This is a genomic window from Stenotrophomonas sp. SI-NJAU-1 (assembly GCF_020883215.1).
Classification (GTDB): domain Bacteria; phylum Pseudomonadota; class Gammaproteobacteria; order Xanthomonadales; family Xanthomonadaceae; genus Stenotrophomonas; species Stenotrophomonas indicatrix.
On the sequence record NZ_CP086598.1, the window covers coordinates 3,531,126 to 3,549,349 of the forward strand.

General features: G+C 65.0%; 12 protein-coding genes. 2 read left to right on the plus strand and 10 right to left on the minus strand.

Annotated elements, in window-relative coordinates; all coding sequences use genetic code 11:
* Positions 1-8: 8 nt before the first annotated feature.
* The 4 genes from LMF57_RS16085 to LMF57_RS16100 are packed head-to-tail and all read right to left on the minus strand — an operon-like array spanning position 9 to position 3,149.
* Positions 9-545, minus strand: coding sequence for a pilus assembly protein PilP (locus LMF57_RS16085; protein WP_170919634.1), 537 nt, complete (start codon positions 543-545; stop codon positions 9-11).
* The gene (pilO, locus tag LMF57_RS16090) at positions 542-1,198 is read right to left on the minus strand and encodes a type 4a pilus biogenesis protein PilO (RefSeq protein WP_032977008.1); all 657 of its coding nucleotides are present in this window, start codon (positions 1,196-1,198) and stop codon (positions 542-544) included. The genes LMF57_RS16085 and pilO overlap by 4 nt, the downstream gene beginning before the upstream one ends.
* Positions 1,195-2,091 (minus strand): PilN domain-containing protein, encoded by an 897-nt coding sequence (locus LMF57_RS16095; RefSeq protein ID WP_229290210.1) that lies wholly within the window; start codon positions 2,089-2,091, stop codon positions 1,195-1,197. Before LMF57_RS16095 ends, pilO begins: the two co-directional genes overlap by 4 nt.
* Positions 2,091-3,149: a pilus assembly protein PilM gene (locus LMF57_RS16100; protein ID WP_117311294.1), complete on the minus strand. Its 1,059-nt coding sequence runs from the start codon at positions 3,147-3,149 to the stop codon at positions 2,091-2,093. Before LMF57_RS16100 ends, LMF57_RS16095 begins: the two co-directional genes overlap by 1 nt.
* A 217-nt stretch (positions 3,150-3,366) precedes the next feature.
* Between LMF57_RS16100 and LMF57_RS16105 the strand changes: the two genes are divergently transcribed.
* Both LMF57_RS16105 and LMF57_RS16110 read left to right on the plus strand, forming a co-directional pair.
* Entirely contained in the window at positions 3,367-5,793 is a 2,427-nt protein-coding gene (locus tag LMF57_RS16105; protein WP_324255943.1) for a penicillin-binding protein 1A, read from the plus strand.
* 507 nt (positions 5,794-6,300) lie between these two features.
* Complete coding sequence (locus tag LMF57_RS16110) at positions 6,301-6,945, plus strand: hypothetical protein (RefSeq protein WP_059064965.1); 645 nt, start codon at positions 6,301-6,303, stop codon at positions 6,943-6,945.
* 61 nt (positions 6,946-7,006) lie between these two features.
* Here LMF57_RS16110 and LMF57_RS16115 read toward each other — a convergent pair whose 3' ends face one another.
* The 6 genes from LMF57_RS16115 to LMF57_RS16140 form a co-directional block, all read right to left on the minus strand.
* The gene (locus tag LMF57_RS16115) at positions 7,007-7,744 is read right to left on the minus strand and encodes a hypothetical protein (RefSeq protein ID WP_229290211.1); all 738 of its coding nucleotides are present in this window, start codon (positions 7,742-7,744) and stop codon (positions 7,007-7,009) included.
* A gap of 69 nt (positions 7,745-7,813) precedes the next feature.
* Entirely contained in the window at positions 7,814-12,667 is a 4,854-nt protein-coding gene (locus tag LMF57_RS16120) for an ESPR-type extended signal peptide-containing protein (protein ID WP_229290212.1), read from the minus strand.
* A gap of 66 nt (positions 12,668-12,733) precedes the next feature.
* The gene (locus LMF57_RS16125) at positions 12,734-13,432 is read right to left on the minus strand and encodes a pilus assembly protein (protein WP_229290213.1); all 699 of its coding nucleotides are present in this window, start codon (positions 13,430-13,432) and stop codon (positions 12,734-12,736) included.
* A gap of 19 nt (positions 13,433-13,451) precedes the next feature.
* Entirely contained in the window at positions 13,452-14,561 is a 1,110-nt protein-coding gene (locus LMF57_RS16130) for a CfaE/CblD family pilus tip adhesin (RefSeq protein ID WP_324255971.1), read from the minus strand.
* A 20-nt stretch (positions 14,562-14,581) separates the two neighbouring features.
* Positions 14,582-17,305, minus strand: coding sequence for a TcfC E-set like domain-containing protein (locus LMF57_RS16135; protein WP_229290214.1), 2,724 nt, complete (start codon positions 17,303-17,305; stop codon positions 14,582-14,584).
* 51 nt (positions 17,306-17,356) lie between these two features.
* Positions 17,357-17,863: a CS1 type fimbrial major subunit gene (locus LMF57_RS16140; RefSeq protein WP_140226628.1), complete on the minus strand. Its 507-nt coding sequence runs from the start codon at positions 17,861-17,863 to the stop codon at positions 17,357-17,359.
* Positions 17,864-18,224 lie beyond the last annotated feature (361 nt).

The following is an 18,224-nucleotide window of genomic DNA, read 5'->3' on the forward strand; positions in this document are numbered from 1 at the left end:
GTAAACGATCATTGATCTTCCAGCGCGAGCGTTGCTGGACGTTCCAGCCAGCCACCCGCGCCATCCGGCACCAGTTCGATCAGCTCCACGCGGTCTTCAAAGACCGCGGTGACCCGCCCGTCGCTCTGCCCCAGGTAACCGCCGGGACGCACCCGATAGGTCACCTTGTCCGGCCCCATCACCAGCGCCACGGTGCCGGCGCCTGTTCCGATGGTGCCGACCATGTCCAGCGCGTCCAGCGGGAAGCCTTCCATCGGCTCCTTGCGCCGGTTCGGATCTGGCCGCAGTCCCCCATTCCCCTGCTGCGGGTTGGTCCAGGCATCGGTAAACGGATCGCGCATGCCCTGCGCGGAGTATTCAAAGGTCTCGAACTGCTGCATCACCGGCAGCGGTTCCAGCGGCTGCGCCGGTCGCGCACGCTCGCTCTCGACCCACTTTTCCAGATTGGGTGCATCGCCCGGCGTGCTGGTCACGCCGCGGCCACAGGCGGCCAGCAGCAGCACGGTCAACGCCATACCACCACGCGCAATGAAGGAACGGATCACTTCTTCGCCTCCTTGCCCGCTTCAGCCTTCTGCTGTTCGGCAACCTCGGCCTCATCCAGGTAACGATAGGTCTTGACCGTGCCCGACAGTTCCAGCGCACCGGCGCGGATGTTGCCGCCGGTCTTGTCCTTCGGCTTGAGGTTGATGTCGTGCATGGTCAGGATCACCACCCGCGGCAACGAGGCCACGCCGCTGACGAAGGCGCCGAACTGGTGATAACTGCCCACCATCCGCAGCTTGATCGGCTTCTCGGCGTAGAACTCCTTGATCTGCTCCTGTTCGGGCTCGAACAGCTCGTTGGCCAGGCCGCTGGACAACGCGGTCTGCGAGATGTCGATGATCAGGTCCGGCATTTCGGTCTTGCTGGGCAGCTGCCGCAGCATCTGCTGCAGCACCTGCTCCATCTGTGCCAGCTGCTGCTTCAACGGCTCCAGATTGACCGCGCGTTCCTGTTCCTTGGTGAACTCGGCACGCAGCTCGGTTTCCCGCGATTCCAGGCCTGCCAGCTCCTCGCGCTTGCCGCTGATCAGCAGCATCCAGAGCACGAACATGATGACCAGGGCGATCAGCGAGCAGAACACGATCTTCGCGTTCCTCGGCCAATTGCCGATGTCGTTGAAGTCCAGGTTCTTGATGTCGACTTTCTTGCTCATGCGCGATCCCCCTGCATCGGGGCGTGGAAGGCCTGCGGAGGCTGCGCCAGGCGGCTGCCCTCAGACTTGGGTGCGGGTGCGGCTGGTGCAGGCGTGGCCGGCGCAGGCGTTGCCGCCGGTGCTGGGGCCTGTGCCGGAGCAGTTGCAGGCGTGGCTGCTGGTGCCGGAGTCGATCCCGGCGCCGGTGCGGCAGCAGCCGGGGCTGCGGCGTCCGGCCCGGCGCTGAGCGGTGCGACCGTCGGTGCCGCCGGCGTGGTGCCGGCCACACTGCCATCCGGGTTCAGGCCCGGCGTGGCGCCTGCTTCCTCGCTCTGCGCAGGCAGCTTGACCTTGACCTTGAACACGTACGGCAATGCCTTGATGTCAGCCACCGGGCCGGTCGCGCGCCCGTCCTTGTCCTTGTCAGGCTCACGCGCCTCGATGATCGCCAGCTCCGGATTGGTCATCCAGCCGGAAACTTCGAGATTGCGCATGTACGCCGAGACACGGGCGTTGGACTGGGTGCGGCCCTCCAGGGTCAACACGTCGCCTTCCTGCTGCAGAGCGGTCAGGACCACGCCATCGGGAATGGTGCGGACCAGCGCATCGAACAGGTGGACCATCTGCGAACGCTTGGCCTGCAGCTGCTCGATCACGGCCTTGCGGGCCAGCAGTCGATTCTTCTGCTCGTCGAGGCGGTCGATTTCCTTGTTCTGTTCCTTGACCTTGTCGATCTCGGTCTGCAGATAGGCATTGCGGTCATTCTGCCCGCTCACCTGCATGTCGTAGTAGAACCAGATCAACAGCGACAGCAGCAGGCCACCGAGGGCGGCCATGCCCAGCATGATGCCGAACTCGCGCTGGCGTTGCTTGCGCCGTTCGGCGCGCCAGGGCAATAGATTGATGCGTGCCATCAGTCAAAGCTCCTCAGCGCCAGACCGGTCGCGATCATCAGCGCGGGGGCGTCCTGGGCCAGCGCGTGCGCCTGCACCTTCGGCCCCAGGGTCATCTGTGCCAGCGGGTTGGCGACTACGGTCGGCACACCCAGCTGTTCCTCGACCATCTCCGGCAGGCCTGCAAGGGCGGCACAGCCGCCAGCCAGCACGATGTGATCGACGCGGTTGAACTCGCTGCCGGCGTAGAAGAACTGCAGCAGGCGGCTGATCTGCTGGACCGTGGCTTCCTTGAACGGCTCCAGCACTTCCATCTCGTAGCTTTCCGGCAGCCCGCCCTGGCGCTTGGCCAGACCGGCTTCCTCGTAGCTCAGGCCATAGCGGCGCATGATCTCGTCGGTCAGCTGCTTGCCGCCGAACACCTGTTCGCGGCTGTACAGGCTACGGCCACCGCGCAGCACGTTGAGGGTGGTCATGGTGGCGCCGATATCGACCAGCGCGACCACGCCCTCGGCCGAAACCGGCAGCTCGTTGGCCACCAGAGCAAAGGCGTTCTCGACCGCGAAGGCCTCCACGTCCATCACCTTGGCCTGCAGACCGCCCAGTTCCAGCGCGGACTGGCGCAGTTCGACGTTTTCCGAGCGCGACGCCGCCAGCAGCACCTGGACCATTTCCGGGTTGTTCGGGATCGCCCCGATCACCTCGAAGTCCAGGTTCACTTCCTCGATCGGATACGGGATGTAGTTGACCGCTTCCAGCTCGATCTGGGCTTCCATGTCGTTCTCGTCCAGGTCGGCCGGCATCGGGATCACCTTGGTGATCACCGCCGAACCGGCCACGGCCGCAGCGGCCAGCTTGGCCTTGCTGCCGGAACGGTTCATCGCCCGGCGGATGGCCTCTCCCACGGCCTCCACTTCAACGATGTTCTTCTCCACCACCGCGTTCGGCGGCAGCGGTTCCACGGCATAATGTTCCACACGGAAACGGTTGCCGCTGCGGGAAAGCTGCAACAGCTTTACCGCAGTCGAACTGATGTCGACGCCAATGAGCGGCGACTGACTTTTTGGGATGAGCCCCACGGTTTCTCCCCTGCCGACGGGCACTTGGACGCAAGAGCTGCGTCCGCGCATTAATAACGTATTCTTAGCAAATGGCAACCGCCCTGCTGTGACACCCCTCACAGGATGAACACGCAGCCCCTGGCGTCCCCTTGCACTCCCCAGTGCCGGCCCCAGCCGCCACCTTGCGTAATCTATACTCTGCGACCACGAAATTCGCAATCGGAATCTGACACCGATGACCCGTCTCCGCCGCTGGCTGCGCTGGATCTTTCTTGTTGTCCTGGTCCTGGCGCTGGTCGGAGCGGCCGCCGTTGGCGGCCTGTACTACGCCGTTTCTTCCAAGCTTCCCGACGTGCAGACCCTGCGCGACGTGGAAATGCAGGAGCCGATGTACGTCTACGCTGCCGACGGCAAGCTGATGGCGGTGTTCGGCGAGACCCGGCGTACCCCCATCACCATGAAGGACGTGCCGGAGAAGCTGAAGCAGGCGTTCCTGGCCACCGAGGATGCCCGTTTCTACGAGCACGGCGGCGTGGATTACAAGGGCATCGGCCGTGCGGTCTGGCTGCTGGCCACCACCAACGACAAGCGCGTGCCCGGCGGCTCCACCATCACCCAGCAGGTGGCCCGCCAGTTCTTCCTCAGCTCCGAGTACAGCTACACCCGCAAGCTGGCCGAGATCCTGCTGGCGCGCAAGATCGAGTCCGAGCTGAGCAAGGACGAGATCTTCGAGCTGTACCTGAACAAGAGTTTCTTCGGTAACCGCGCCTACGGCGTGGCCGCCGCCGCCGAGTTCTACTACGGCAAGAAGCTGGGCGAGCTGGACCTGGACGAGATGGCCTCGCTGGCCGGCATCCCCAAGTTCCCGTCCTCGGGCAACCCGATCTCCAACCCGGAGCGCGCCCGCCAGCGTCGTGACAACTATGTGCTGCAGCGCATGGCCGACCTGAAGTTCGTCAGCCAGGCCGAGGCCGATGCGGCCAAGGCCGTGCCGATGCACGCCACCGCCCACGAGCCGCCGGTGCAGGTCGATGCCCCGTACGTGGCCGAGCTGGTACGCCAGGAGATGATCGCCCGCTTCGGCGGCGACGTGGTCAACAAGGGCTACCACGTCACCACCACGATCGATTCGACCCTGCAGACCGCCGCCAACCTGTCGGTGCGTGACGGCCTGCTGCTGTACGACCACCGCCACGGCTGGCACGGCGTGGAGAAGCAGGTGCAGCTGGGCGCGGGCGATGATGCCGCCGCTCTGGCCGTGCACCTGCGCGGCATGTCCGGCCAGGCCGGCCTGCTGCCGGCGATCGTCGCCAGCACCGGCGCCGACGGCAGCGCCACCGTGGTGCTGGCCAACCGCAGCGAGATCGTGCTGCCGGCCGGCGCCGCCAAGTGGACCAACAAGAGCCCGGCCAAGCTGGTGCAGCGTGGCGACATCGTGCGCGTGCGCGCTGGCGCCAAAGAGGGCGAATGGCTGCTCGACCAACTCCCGCGCGGCCAGTCCGCGCTGGTCTCGCTGGACGCCCACAGCGGCGCACTGAAGGCGCTGGTCGGCGGCTTCAGCTTCTCCGGCAACAAGTTCAACCGTGCCACCCAGGCCCGTCGCCAGCCCGGTTCGAGCTTCAAGCCGTTCGTCTACGCGGCCGCCTTCGACAAGGGCTACAACCCGGCCTCGATCGTGCTCGACGCCCCGGTCGTGTTCCGCGACCGCCGCGGCAAGACCTGGGCCCCGCAGAACGATGGCGGCGGCTTCCGCGGCCCGATGCGCCTGCGTGAGGCGCTGGTGCAGTCGCGCAACCTGGTCTCGGTGCGCCTGCTCGACGGCATGGGCGTGGACTACGCGCGCAAGTACATCAGCGAGTTTGGCTTTGCCGAGTCCGAGCTGCCGCCGAACCTGTCGATGTCGCTGGGTACCGCCTCGCTGACCCCACTGTCGGTGGCCCGCGGCTATGCCGTGTTCGCCAACGGCGGCTCGCGCGTGGACACCTGGCTGATCGACCAGGTCAACGACCGCGATGGCAACCTGGTGTTCAAGGAAAACCCGGCGATGGCCTGCCGCGACTGCGCCGGCAGCAGCGACCAGCCGGTGAACCAGGTCGTGGACGGCTTCAACTTCGGCGCCCCGGCACCCAAGGTCGATGCCACCGCCGCTGCCAAGCCGGAAGCCAAGACCGAAACGCCGGCCGCACCCGCCAACCCGGACGCGCGTACCGCACCGCGTGCGATCGACGCCCGTACCGCCTACCAGCTGGTGTCGATGATGCGCGACGTAGTCCAGCGCGGCACCGGCGCGCAGGCCAAGGTACTCGGCCGCGAAGACGTGGGCGGCAAGACCGGCTCCACCAACGACCACCGTGACGCCTGGTTCTCCGGCTTCGGCGGCCCGTACGTGACCACCGTGTGGGTGGGCCGCGACGACTTCCGCTCGCTGGGCTACCGCGAATACGGTGGCAAGGCCGCCCTGCCGATCTGGATCGACTACATGCGCACTGCACTGAAGGACACCCCGATCGCACAGAACGAACCGCCGAGCGGCATGGTCCAGGCTACCCTCAACGGCGCGGTGGAGTGGGTGAAGGTGGAAGACATGGACCGCCTGACCGACTACGACCTCAACCTGCAGAGCACCCCGCAGGCTGACGCGGCCGCGTTCGATATCTTCTGAAGCCAGGCTGGGTGGGTGCCAACCGTTGGTTGGCACGATGGCCCGACGTTGCCCTGGTAGTCGCCAACCTTGGTTGGCGCCGATGCACTCGCCGGGCATGGCCCGGCGCTACCCCGGTAGATGCCAACCTTGGTTGGCACTCACGCATCCGCCGGGCATGGCCCGGCGCTACCCGGTAGATGCCAACCTTGGTTGGCGCCGATGCATCCGCCGGGCATGGCCCGGCGCTACCCGGTAGATGCCAACCTTGGTTGGCACTCACGCATCCGCCGGGCATGGCCCGGCGCTACCCGGTAGATGCCAACCTTGGTTGGCACTCACGCATCCGCCGGGCATGGCCCGGCGCTACCCGGTAGATGCCAACCTTGGTTGGCACTCACGCATCCGCCGGGCATGGCCCGGCGCTACCCGGTAGATGCCAACCTTGGTTGGCGCCGATGCATCCGCCCACGCAGATGTCACACGCCTGCGCTAGTCTGTGGCCAGGTCGCAACAGGGAGTCATCGCATGCACCGCGCTCACCAGCATGCTGTCAGCCAGACCCGCGAACGGCGTCATCGCCTCGCCCACGAAGCCGCCCGGCTGATGGCCGAAGGCGGAATCCGCGACTTCCACCAGGCCAAACTCAAGGCCGCCAGCCGCCTTGGCATCCACGACGATGCTTCCCTGCCCCGCAACGTCGAGATCGAACAGGCCCTGCGCGAGTACCAGCGGCTGTTCTCCGGCCCGCAGCACGGCAGCGAACTACAGCGGCGGCGCGAGTCCGCGTTGCGGGCGCTGGAGTTCCTGCACGGGTTTTCGCCGCGCCTGGCCGGACCGGTGCTGGACGGCACCGCCGATGCCAACAGCCCCGTGCAATTGCACCTGCACAGTGACGACCCGGAGGCCGTGCATCGCTTCCTGGACGAACATCGCATCCCCGCCGAATCGCGTACGCGGCGCCTGCGGATGGACCGTGAGCGCAATCTGGATGTACCGGTGTGGGTGTTCAGTGCCGAAGACCTGACCTTCGACCTCGCCGTCCTGCCCTACGATGCGTTGCGCCAGGCCCCGCTATCGCCGGTGGATGAGAAACCCATGCGGCGGGCGTCGGCCACGCAGTTGCGGCAGCTGCTGGCCGAGATGGAAATCACCGCCTACATCGGCGGTTGATCATGGCAGAGCCGGGCCTGTGCCCGGCTCTGCGCCAAGAGCAGCCGGGCATGGCCCGGCGCTACGGGAAGATCAGCTGCTCCTGGGCAGGGGTTGCCAATCGTGCCAGCCACGGCACCGCCGCACGGTACGGGTACTCGGCCATCATGCGCGCATGCATCTTCTGCAGGTCATCCAGGTTCCAGGCGTGCGCATACACATCCTGGAAGTCATCGGCCCAGCCACTGCGCACGCGCGTGCGTTCGCCATCAAGGTTCGGCACCAGGTACCACGGCACCTGCAGGATCTCGGCCAGCGCCTTGTTGCGTACCGCACTCTCGTACCCCGACCGCTGCAGCTGTTCGATGCGGAAACTCACGCGGCGGCAGGGAAAGGGCATGCAGGCACCGGTAGCGTTGATGTAGTCGGCAATGTCGGCGTACATGTCCGCCTGCAGCTTCATCGCCACCGGGTCCTGCAGGGTCTGCCGGACCCGCAGCGTGCGCTGGGTGCTGCCGCGGATCTCCGCAGCACTGTAGAAGGGATGACCCGGCGTGGTGCCGCCGTGGCGCACCAGCACGATGCGATGGATCGCTTCGTCGGTCAGCACTTCCACCCGCACGGCCGCGGCCTCCGGGTGGATTCGGGGCTTCGGCACGTTCACCACGCGCCAGAACCCCCACACCATCAACCCCATGCAGACCATCAGCACCAGGCAGGCCAGCGTCCACGTATCCATGTCGTGGGTGAAGTAGCGGATGCGGGCGCGCCACAGGTAGTAGCGCCGATAGGTCATGAAGCGGCTCATGAAGCGATACATTGCAACCTCCTCTGCAATGGCCCCGGCGCGGCGGGGCTCGTTACGCGCACCACACCGGGGCGCCATGGCTTACCAGCCGATGCCCACACCCACGCCCATGCTGCGTTCACCGCTGTTGGTGAACGCCCCATTGAGGCTGAAGGTGGCTGAGCCCTTGTCGTTGAGTACGCGCTGGTAACCCACCGCCATGGCCGACTCGCCCTCTGCGTAGCCCACGCCCGCGCCAAGGCGGTTGTAGGTGGCCAGGCCCGCGGTGTTCATGGCCATGGCCGTCTGCGCACTGCTCATCGCCGCCATGCGGTTGAAGCGCTTGTCCATCTTGTCCAGGCGGCGCTCGACGTTGCTGATCGCACCATCGGTGTACTCGTTGGCGCGGGCCAGCATCTTTTCCAACTCGGCGGTGTCGACCTGCGGCGTGGGCGCGGGCGAGTCATCCTTTTTCGCCTTCGGCTGCGGTGCAGGCGAAGCGCCCTCGCCCGCCGAAGCGACCTGCGGCGAACCGCTGGCTTCCGGGCTTGGCATGATCTCTTCGGTCGGTGCCGCCGATGCCGTGCCCATTGCACGCGCCTGCAGCTGGCCGTCCACGCGCTGCTCCAAGCCATCGATGCGACCGTTGAGCTGCTGCTGCACGGCATGCAGCTGGCCGCCGTTGACCGCCTCGCGGCTGCCGGCGGCGATCAAACCATTGGCGACGTTGGAGATGACCATGCCGTTGGCGCCGGCCAGGGTGAGCTGGGCGGTGCCGTCGCTGCGGGTGGACGGAGATTCCTGGAACACCGCGCGGAGCTGGGTTTCCACGCGGTCGACGCGGGAGCCGGTGGTGACTACGGCCGAGTCGAGCGTGGCGAGGGCTTCGTTGACGGTGTTCTGCCGCTGGCCCTGGACGTTGAAGCCGGGGCTTGTGACGTTGCCGTTGGCGTCTATGTTGCCGCCGAGGGTAGACAGTGCGCCACGGAGCTGGTCGATGGTGGCGGCGTCGTTGGTGTTGCGGCCGTTGGCTACGTTGACGAGGCGACGCTGGTATCTGCTGTTTCCGAAGGATGCCGTGTCTGCCTCTGTGGCAACGGACCCCATGCCAATGGCGGCGGACCTGACCGCACCGGCTTCTATTCTAGTGACCGCGCCTAGCGCCACGCTATCAGAACCAGCCGCACGTGACCCTACACCGAGAGCGAATGCGCTATCCGCTCCCTCTTCGACCAAGGCGCCTCTCCCCAGAGCAACGGAATTCTTGCCCCAAGCAATCGCAAAAGCGCCAACGGCTGTTCCACCCTCACTTCCATCCTGAGGTGTGGCTTGCGCGGATTCACCAATTGCAACACCAAATGATCCAACCTTGGCGTCCTCACTCAAATCATCCCGACCGATCTTGAAGAATCGATGAGTCGATTCCACGCTCGCGATTCGCTCATTGGTCGAATAGAGCTGACCGCCATTAACTGCATCAGTACTGAAGGCAGATGAGATGTCCGCGGAATCAATCCCAGTCAATCGCGATCCAGCGAAATCAATCGGTCCTCCTCGTGCGTCAGTCACTTGCTGAAGAACATACCTCACGCCTTCATCCGACATGCTCTTCATACGCTCGATCTCATCTCCGTTCCTAGCAATATCCTCCTTCGCCGCATACAGCTGACTCCCAGTCACCGCATCACGACTACCCGCGGCAATGCGCCCATCGGCCAGATTCGACAGAACCATGCCCTGCGCACCGACCAGGTTCACCTGGCCGATTCCATCTGCGCTGATTGATGGCGACTGTTGGAATGTCGCACGCAACTGGCCTTCGATGCCATCCGCGCGACTATCGGACCTGAGCACTGCGCCATCGAGAACAGCCAAGGCGTCACCTACATTGCTCTGCGTACCACCCTGTACGTTGTAGACGGGCGCTATCACGCCACCTTCGCTGCTCAACCTCGCACCACCTCCTAAAGTGGAGAGGGATTCAGACAACTGGACGATGGCAACAGCTTCGGCATCGCCAAGTCCTCGAGAAACGCCGGTCAACCTTCGACGGATGCTGTCGTTTCCAAAAGAAACGGTGTCAGGTTCTGATGCAATCGAGCCATAGCCAACTGCGACACTATTGCTTGCTCCCGCCTCCACCTGACTTTCAGCGCCCAGTGCCACCCCTCGGTTCGCGTTGACGGATGTGCCAACGCCTAATGCAAAGCCACCTTCTGCGCTTTCAGCAACGTACGCTGCGCGACCTATGGCGATGGAGTTCTTTCCCACCGCGCGAGAAAATGCCCCCAGCGCGACTCCACCTTCACCACCGACGGTTGCTTCAGCCGAATCACCGATTGCAACTGCCCCCACTCCTGCAGCCGATGCTCGTTGGCTGCCACCTATACCGATTGATACAAACTTTCCCACGCCCTCAAGTACCGAGATCTTCTCGTTAGTCGCAAACAACTGCCCACCATTCACCGCATCAGTACTGGCCGCAGAGCTGACATCCCCCGCCGCCACTCCCGATACGCGCGCACCTTCCATGTCCACAAGCAGGCGATCGGCACTGAACTTCACCACTCCATCCAGATCCGGATCGAAGTTGTCCACGTCCGTACGAAGCTGGTCGATGTCGGCGCGATTGATCGCGACGCGCTGGTCCTGTGCCGCAAGAGCCTGGGCATGCGTTGTCAGTTGTTGGCCGTGCAGCACCAGCGACTGGGCCTGAGTGGAAACAGCCTGGTTGGTGGCATGAAGCTGCTGTCCGGTCACGACATCGGTACTGGTGCTGCTCAGCACGCCATTGGCAACGTTGTTGACGCGCCGCTTCGCGCCATCCTTGTTGGCCACATCCACCACGGTGCCGGCATTGTCTGCGCCCAGGCGCATGTTGCCCGTGGCCGATACCTGGCTGACAAGTCCACTCAATGCCGTGGCCCTGCCCAGCGCGTTGTCCGCAGTGGCCCTGGCCGCAGTGGCTGTCGTCTGCGCGGCATTGGCGGTGTTCTGTGCCGTGGTCACGTTGCTGTTGGTAGCGGTAAGTTGCCGACCGGTGACAGCCTCGGTGCTGCTGCTGCTCAGCGTCGCGTCGGTAACCCCGCTGATACTGCGGCTGGCATTGGCCTTGTTGCGCACGTCCAACACAGTACCGGTGTTTTCACTGCCCAGTCGCACATTTCCCGTGGCGGACACCTGGCTCACCAGCCCGGCCAGGGCGTTGGCCTTGGCAAGCGCGCTGTCGGCTGCGGTCTTCGCTCCTGTGGCAGTCACCTGCGCGGTATTGGCCGCGTTCTGTGCCGTAGTCACGTTGGTATTGGTTGCGTTTAGCTGCTTGCCGGTCACCGCCTCGGTACTGGACGCAGTGAGCGCGCCGTCGGCCAGGTTGACCAGCTTGCGCTTGATGCTGGCGCTGCCGACTGATATCTGATGGGCGGCACTGGTCTGCGACCCATTGCCCAGCGCCACCGAACCATTGTGCTGGGCGAGGGAGCGATCTCCAATGGCCACAGCACTCTCGGCCGAGGCATGGGCCAGATTGCCCATGGCAGTCGAGTAGGAAGCACTTGCCTGGGTACCACGCCCCAATGCCGTGGCCTGGCCGGCACTGGCTTTGCTCTGGAACCCGATCGCGGTGGCATGAATGACGTCTGCCGACGCCTCGTGGCCAATGGCAATGGCACGATCACCTACTGCGCTGGCCTGCAGACCAGCCGCCACGGCACCATTGCCACTGCGGCTGCGCGAGCCCAGCGAGACACCCGCGTTCAGGTTGTCCACCTTGTTGCCGGCAGCATCCACGCCGGCACGGGCGTCGAAACCGACGGCTACACTCTGGCCGTTGTAGCTTTTGGCGTTGTGACCCAGCGCTGTACTCACCCCGTACGCAACAGATTCGGCCGTTGCACCTTCCCCCAGTGAGAGGGCCTTCGCATTGATGCGATTGGTCGCCGCCGTCACGTTCTGATTGGTGGCAAACAGCTGCTGTCCAGTGACCGCATCGGTGCTGGTTGCGTTGAGCGCGCCATTGCGGACCCCGTTGAGATACCGGGCAGCTCCACTTTTGTTGCTGATCGTCAATGTCGGGCCAGTGTTCTCCGCGCCAATGCGAACTGTCCCACCCGTACTCGTCTGGCTGATCAGCCCGTTGGTCGCAGTGGACAACTGATACAGCTGCTTGCCCGTTACTGCATCGGTGCTGGTGGCATTGAGGCGCGCATCGTCCACGTTGACGATACGCCGCTTGGTGTTGCCGTTGCCGACCGATACGGTGTTTCGTTCGCTGGCTACCGAGCCACGCCCGATTGCCACCGCTCCGCTCGCGGTAGCCCTGGCCTCGTATCCCATGGCCAGGCTGTCGTACTCGGCGCGTGCCTTGCCGCCAAGTGCTATGGATCCGGTCCAGCCACTGGTCCCTGCGTAAGCATCGCCGCCGATGGCAATCTTCGACACGCCTGCGCCCTCATTTGTCCGTGAGCCACTGCCTACTGCGATTGAATTCTCGGTGTAGGCCTTCGCGTCATGGCCTAAGGCGACTGTTCCGATGCCATCACCGACCGCATGTGCACCGAATACTGACGCGTACCCTTGTGTAGCGACCGCCCCATAGCCCAGGAGTGAGTTTTTGTCGCCCTCGGCAGACGTTCTATTCCCAAAACTCGTGGAATAGCTGCCATCGGTCCACGCGCTGCCTCCTATCGAAAGATGGTGAAAACTGCGCAACGAGGAGCTCGCATTTGCCACGTCCTCCTGTCCCGCAATCGGAACGCAGTACACCGCTCCGACCGCAGCACTATCACAACCATAAAAGCGCGCGGCGCTTGCATTGGTGGAAACTGAGCCCAGCAGAACGGAGACCAACAGAGCAGCGTTGGTACTTCCGGCGCTACGTCCCTTCCTTCGGGTCAGCTCACTTGCCACCACCCAGCACTGCCGTGCAGTGGACCAGATACGACGATGGATCTTGTTCATGGATACTCCTTAACAAACGAAACAAAAGGAACCGCTGCGGCGCAAAGCCACAGCGGCGTGGTGCATTCACAGCGCGACGTTGTGCACGTGCTCGCGATAGCCATCGCGGGTCAGCCGGTAGCGCAGTTGCAGCGTGTGGCCCGGCTGCACGGGGAACGGCAGCTGCAGCGCGCTGCCGGGGTAGAGGCTGCGTGAGACGTCATGCGCGGTGCAGCGCGCGCCATCGCAGTCAGCGATGCTGGTGATGCCAACGCGCAGCGTGCCGGTATTGCGCAGGTGGTTTCCCTCCACCTGCACGTCCATCGTGGACTGCGCGGGCAGTACATTGACCAGTGCGCCCCAGACCAGGCTGACGCCGACATTGGCCTGGGCGCTCTCGCCATCGCCCGCTGGGTCCGCACGTTCGGGACTGCGCACGCCCTCGAAGTACACGCGGTATGCCGTTTCCTTTTCGACCGGCTGCAGCGGAATGACCCGGATCAGCCGGTTGCCACCACCGGCCAGAGCGAACTTGCCCGGTGTGATGGCGATGGCCGCCTCATTCGGCTCCACCTCGACCTCCTGTTCACCTGCCCCCGCCGGGTCGACGATGCGCTTGATCGATGCCTGCACGTACTGCGGCTGGGTGGACTGCGAGTAGATACGTATCTGCGCGCCCTTCTTCGCGTCCACCGACGTACGCATGGGATGCACGGTGAGATTGGCGTGGGCAGGCAACGCCATCAGCAGCGACAGCGGCAGCAGGCAGCGGACTAAGGACTTCATCGGGTACTCCGTGTGGGGTTCAGGGCGTGACGGTGGGAACACGCAGTTCCACCTTGAGATCGCCGCTGTAGTAGCCGGGGCGCTTGGTGCTGACCGGCACGCGCGGTGTTTCCAGCGTCAATGGCGTAGGCACGCAGAACACCGGCTGCGTCATGCCGGGCAGCAGCACCAGGCGCAGCCGTGCGGTATCGATGCCATGCAGCAGCTGCTCCACACCATTGCGCATCGGCAGGCTGCTGCCGTTGTGATCCAGCGTCACGGTGTAGTCCACGCGCTGGGTGGCATCACTGCCGCCATCGACGTGCCATACCGAATAGCCCGAGGGCCCGGGAGGTTGCGCGCCGCTGTCACGCACGGTGACGCCCAGGTAAGCACTCTGCGAGCCCAGCCCGTCGTACAGGCACATGTCGAGCTGGGTACGGCCGCCGACGGTCTGCGCGATCGGGTCGTACTGCAGGTTCAGACCGACGTGCGGGGTGACCTGATCGAAAAGCGGGAAGTAGATGGAGACTGCGTTGTGATCGGTGATGGTGAAGTCGAAGGAGAACGAGTAGTCCGCAAGGTGCTGGTGGGGCGGCATTCGTAGCGTCAGGTCCAATGCGGCTGACCAGTGACCTGCTACAAGTTGGCTCAACTGATCGGAAGTCAGCTTCATCTCGACGGATGTGCCCACGCGTTCAATACCCGCGCACGCGCCAGTGGTGGAAGACCAGATTTTCCGGAACGGCCCGGACCAGTAGTCGAAGCTGCAGGCGAACGTAGCGTCTATACGACGGATGGCAGCAGTGACTTCGACATCGACCTCCATACCGCTGCGACTTTCCGTGAACCTCAGTGGGATTGTGCTAACTGCCCCTACGGTATGCTCCAAGGTGTCATTAGTCGGGCACTTTCCGCGTTCCGAGCTAGAGTTCGAGCTGCACGTCATGAACATATGACCGTAGCCCAGCGTGCCCTGCTCTTCGTATCCAAATACAGTTTTGGATGGCCACAACTCGATATCTCCCGGCATCGCAGAGCGATCCCAACTCATCACGATGTCGCGATGCTCGCTCGACGGATGCGTTTCCGGCGGCCTCTGCGCCATCGCCCGCGGCACCAGCAGCACCAGCCCACACAACACCGCCATCGCCCACCACACGCGCCGGCTCACTTCGCACCTCCCGCTGCTGCGGTCTGCGGCGTGGCGGCAATCAGCGCCCGCTCCTGCAGCAGCCGCGTCACCCGTGCCTGATGGCGGATGTCGGCCGGCAGCTGGGCCACGGCCAGCGGCTCGCACTGCACGGCGCCTACCAGCATCACCACGCTGCGGCGCTCGCGCACCTGCAGCGGGCAGTGCAGCAACCGGTCGTCCTGCAGCAGGTACAGGGTCTTCTCGCGTCGTGGGAAGTCGGCCACGAAACCTCCATTGCTGCCGGTGCCAGGCACCGGCGCGTTGAGAATGCGGGCACCGCGCAGCGGTGCGCCGGCGATGTCCTGGGCGTTGCCGATGAAGGTGTAGGTCACTTCAATCGGCACCGGCATGCGCACCAGCCGGCCCGGTGGCAGGAACAACGGACGCGCGCCGCCCACACCGCTCACGCGCACGGCGGCGATGCTGTCCAGGGTGCTGGCGTCCTGCACTTCAGCGCGGTGCGACTGGTAGGCGGAGATCGGCAGCAGCCGGCGCTCGCCCAGCTTCAGTCGCTGCCGGCGCAACCCGCCCACCTGCAGCTCGGCGGCAACACCGGTCAGGTCCAGGTCGTCGGTGTCATCCACCTGCACCGCCAGCCCCGCGTCGGCGCCAACGCCAGCGCCCCAGTACACGCCGCGCTTGCCGATGGCCAGGCCGGAACTGTGCGTGGCGCTGTATGCCACTTCGTTGCCACCCTGATGCTGGTAGCGCGACACCGTGGCACCGGTCTGGCCGATGCGATTCTGCAGCTGCGTACTCAGCGTGGCGCTGTAGCGCTCGTTGTTGTTGCCACGCAGTTCGCCGGATACCTCCCGGTACTGATCCTCGTATTCCTGGCGCAGCGTCTGCCCGGCGCTGTAGTTGATGTCCGGCCGCGCATGCTTTGGTTGCCGCACGTCCACGCCATAGCGTCGCTGCGAACTGCCGCGGTCATCGTGCTGCAGGCGGTTGAGGCTGAAATTGAGGTAGATGCCGCGGTCACGTCCATCGCGCAGTCCACCGCCGCTGGTCTGCTGCCACACGCCGATGCGGCTGGACACACTGAACTCGCCCCAGCGCTGGCTGCGGCTGTAGCTGGCCTGCCAGGTGCGGCTGAGCTGCGGTATGCGCGTGGGCTCTGGAAGCCACGGCGGCAGCAGCGGGTCAAGCCCGGCCAGCGGATCATCACCCAGCCCCGGCCGCACGGTGCCTGCACGCCAGGTCTGGCGGCGGGTATAGGCCACGTAGGCGTTGCCGCCGGCCACCGGCAGCGCCATCGAGGCACTGAGCGAATCGGCGCAGCCGAGCCGGTCGCGCGCGTCATCCTCGAACTGGCAGGCACGGCCGCGCATGCGCTGGTGGTACACATTCCACGAAGCACGGCGACGGTAGGAAAGCTGATGCTGCTGGCCACGGCTGCCATCGCTGCCGTGCATGCCGCTGAAGGTGGCGCGGACTTCCTGGGTCGCAAACACATGGCGCAGGTCCACCCGCAGTTCGCCGTAGCTGAAACCGCCCAGATCGGCGATGCCAGCAGTCATGGCCACGTTGCGCCCCATCGGCACGCGCAGGCCGCCCATGGCCGCCAGTTCGTCGTCGAAGCGGTCGCTGCGGCGCTCGTTGCGGCGGCCGCCCTGCAGGAACCACTGCACGCTGCTGTCGGTCCAGTCACCGCCCTTGTCGAACGGCGCGTCCTCGTTGCGTACCAGCACGCCGTCTTCGTAGATGCGCAGGCTGACGGTGTAGTTGCCCATGGGAAACCGGCGCGTATCGAGCTGGTTGATGCCGGCCTGCAGGTAGAAGGTCTGCAGCAGGCGCTCGCCATCGAATGCATCCACGCGCGCATCGCGCGCCAGCAGCACGGTGAGGGGCGTGGCCTGCACGGCGGCGGCGGAATCCACGTAGGCCTGCGTGGTGCCCAGCCGCAGGCCCTGGAAGCGATCCATCGGCAGCATGCTGAAACTGAAGGTGCCGCCCTGCGGGCTGCCCAGGTTGCGGCGGTCCATGCGCCCGGCCTGCAGGTAGTGCTGCTGGCCCAGGTCATGGCGGTAGTAGGCGTTGTCGAGCTGGAAACGGCGGCTGGCAAGACCGCCGCGGTAGTGCTGCTGGCTGAAGGTCCAGTCGGCGGACAGGTGCCCGCGCTGGAACACGCCCAGTGCGCCCATGCCCTGCGCGGCCAGCGCCTGGTAGCCGCGGCCACCGCTGACGTTGAAGGTGTGCTGGTGCAGGAAGGCGTTCTCGGCATTGGCGCTGACCTGGTGGTAGCGCTCGGCGGCCGGCTCGCCGGGGATCCATTGGCGGGCGACAAACAGGCGCACAGCGCCCTCGCCTTCGTCATACAGCGCGCGCACGGCGGTGGGCTCCTCGGGAGGATCGATGTACCCACAACCGGCGCTGGCACCACCGTAACGGCACGCCAGATGACTGTTGCGCGGCAGCGGCTGCGACAACGCCGGCAGCAGCGCGGCCTGCGCTTCGGCGGACAGCTGCAAGGCCTGCAGCGCCTCGGCCGGGGTTTCCAGCTGCACGTGTTCCAGGGTCACGCGCACCGGCACCAGCCCGGTCGAACGACCGAACAGACGGATCTCCAGGTGTTCGGTCTGGCCTTCGACCAGATCCTCGAAACCGGCGGGAACGCCGCGCGCCGCGACCAGGGGTGTGGCCAGCGACAGGGCGAGCGCGACCGCCAGCCGGGTGACGGCGGGTGCGGGAGCATTCATGGGGGAATTACCGGAAGCAGCCGGCCCGGCAAGCGGGCCGGCGCGGGTGCCTTACGGGCTGGTGGTCTTCTGCTGCATGGCGATGGTGACGATGCCTTCGTAGCTGCCACCGCGGGTGATCGGCGCCGGGGTGGTCTGCGCGATGCGCAGCGCCATCGGGATCGACGCACCCGGCAGCGAACCATCGAACAGGTCGGATGCGGTGAAGTCCTGTGCGGCCACGGTCAGTGCCTTGCCATTGAGGCTGACGGTCAACGGCACCGGCGCGCCGCCACCATCGGTGTTGAGCAGCTGCGGGGTGCTGCCAACACGCACTTCGATGTCCTTGCTTTCATCGTTGGAGTAGATGCGCACCTGCTGCGTCCACGGCACCAGGCCACTGACCGGGTTGTGGACCAGGTTGACCACCGACTCCAGCGCCGTGCCATCGGCCTTGAGCAGGGCCAGGGTCGGATCGACGTTGGCCCAGACCTTGATGTCGGCATCGAATGCATTGGCGGACAGCGAAACGGTAGCCAGCGCTGCAGCGAGCGCGGCCTTCTTCAGGATGGAGTTCATGGTGTCTCTCTCGGACGGTGGGATATGAGGCCTCCAGTGCGGAGGCATCACCCGCCTGCGTGGGGGCGGGCGACGAGAGAATGGTAGGCAGCGCCGTACCTTGCGGCCATTCAAGCTTTCCTAAATAGATGAGTGTTAAGGAGATTCCTTGAAGGCGTTCAATGTTTGAGGATTATGCAAATTTCCTCACCCGGTCTTTGCAACAAACCTCATTGCAGTAATGACAAATGCATCAGGCCGCCTTTCGGCGGCCTGATGCGATGAACGGTGCGGTGCCTAGAAGAAGATCGCGTACAGGATCAACAGCGGAATCGGCACGCCCAGGAACCAGAGCAGAAGCGTTTTCATCAAAGGTCTCCTT